A 1,688-nucleotide genomic window follows, 5' to 3' on the forward strand; every position below is an offset into this window, starting at 1 on the left:
GGGTTAGCGGAGTAATCGGCCCGCCCGCGCCGCAAATCGTCCCGAAGAAACACGGGTTGGCGCAGCCGCTGGCGGCGTGGCAAGGTGGAACGTGGCGCCGGGGAAGACCGATATGGCAATGGTGCGTACTGCCCGCGGGTTAGCGTGGTCATGGGCTGCGTCATCGACATTGGTGAATCATCGCGCAGGTTCACGGCCTGCACGGCGATATCCCGTTTGAGAGAGTGATCAAGACGACGTACCCGATCCGGTGCCACGTTCCACTTCTCATGATGGAGGAGCCCATGGCGCAAGGCAATCTCAACCTCACTCCCAAGCCCGGCAAGGGACGCGGAGCCATCACCATCACCCACCCCAACGCGGCGGGTGTCGACATCGGCAGCGCTTCGCACTTCGTGGCGGTACCGCCTGACCGCGACGACGAGCCGGTGCGGGAGTTCGCCAGCTTCACCGGCGACCTGCAACGTCTGGCCGACTGGCTCCAGGCCTGTGGGATAGACACCGTGGCCATGGAGTCCACCGGGGTGTACTGGATCCCGCTGTTCGAGTTGCTGGACGCGCGCGGCTTCACGGTGCTGCTGGTCAATGCCCGTCACGTCAAGAATGTCTCGGGCCGCAAGAGCGATGTGCTCGATTGCCAGTGGCTGCAGCAACTCATGAGCTACGGCTTGCTGCGTGGGGCCTTCCGGCCCGATGACGGTGTGTGCGTGCTGCGCGCGCTGACCCGCCAGCGCCATACCCTGCTTCGCACCCAGGCCCGCAGCGTGCAGCACATGCAGAAGGCCTTGGTGCAGATGAACATCCAGTTGGCCAACGTCATTGCCGATGTGGCCGGTGCCAGCGGCCAGGCCATCCTGCGTGCCATCGTCGCGGGTGAACGCAACCCGTATGCGCTGGCAGCGCTGCGCAACGCGCGCGTTCATGCCAGCGAAGAGGACATCGCGCGCAGTCTGCGCGGCAACTGGCGCACCGAGCATCTGTTCGCGCTGCGGCAGGCGCTGGAGGCCTTCGACTTCTGCGGCCAGCAACTGGCTCAGTGCGACACCGAGATCGATGCTCAATTGCAGCGCCTGCACATCAGCGACGCGGAGCCAGCCAAGGGCAAGAAGCGCGGCAAGGCCCGCAATGCGCCCAAGTTCGACCTGCGCACCCGGCTGTTCCAGATGTGCGGCGTGGACCTCACCCGCATCGATGGCATCGACGTGACCACCGCGTTGGCGGTGCTCTCGGAGACCGGCACCGACATGCGCAAGTTCGCCAGCGACAAGCACTTCGCCTCTTGGCTGGGGCTGTGCCCGGGCACCAAGATCACCGGCGGCAAGGTCATGAGCGGGAAGACCAAACGCTGTGCCAACCGAGCCGCGCAGGCACTGCGGCTGGCCGCTGCAGCGCTGCGTTCAAGCCAATCCGCCCTGGGGGCGTACTTCCGCCGCCTGTGTTCACGCATGGACAAGCCCAAGGCCGTGACGGCCGCGGCCCACAAGCTCGCTCGCCTGATCTACGCCATGCTCACCAAGGGCGAGGAATACACCGATCAAGGCCAGGACTACTACGAGGAGCGCTACCGCCAGCGGGTGCTGCACAACCTCAGTCAGCGGGCCAGCAAGCTCGGCATGAAACTCGTCGCAGCAGAACCCGTCTAAAAAACACCTTTGCAAATCAATCACTTGGTTGGTGTTTCTTGAGAG

General features: G+C 64.6%; 1 protein-coding gene. It reads left to right on the top strand.

Annotated features, from left to right (window positions below; all coding sequences use genetic code 11):
* The first annotated feature begins 284 nt into the window (after positions 1-284).
* Positions 285-1,643 carry an IS110 family RNA-guided transposase gene (locus KGA65_RS00790; protein WP_225861239.1) on the top strand — a complete coding sequence of 453 codons (1,359 nt, stop codon included), beginning with the start codon at positions 285-287 and terminating at the stop codon, positions 1,641-1,643.
* Positions 1,644-1,688: the final 45 nt, after the last annotated feature.

The sequence above is a fragment of the Ideonella benzenivorans genome, assembly GCF_020387415.1.
Lineage (GTDB): Bacteria > Pseudomonadota > Gammaproteobacteria > Burkholderiales > Burkholderiaceae_C > Ideonella > Ideonella benzenivorans.

Coding starts and splice junctions, on each gene's coding strand:
- KGA65_RS00790 (WP_225861239.1), top strand. CDS start 285: ATGGCGCAAGGCAATCTCAACCTCACTCCCAAGCCCGGCAAGGGACGC.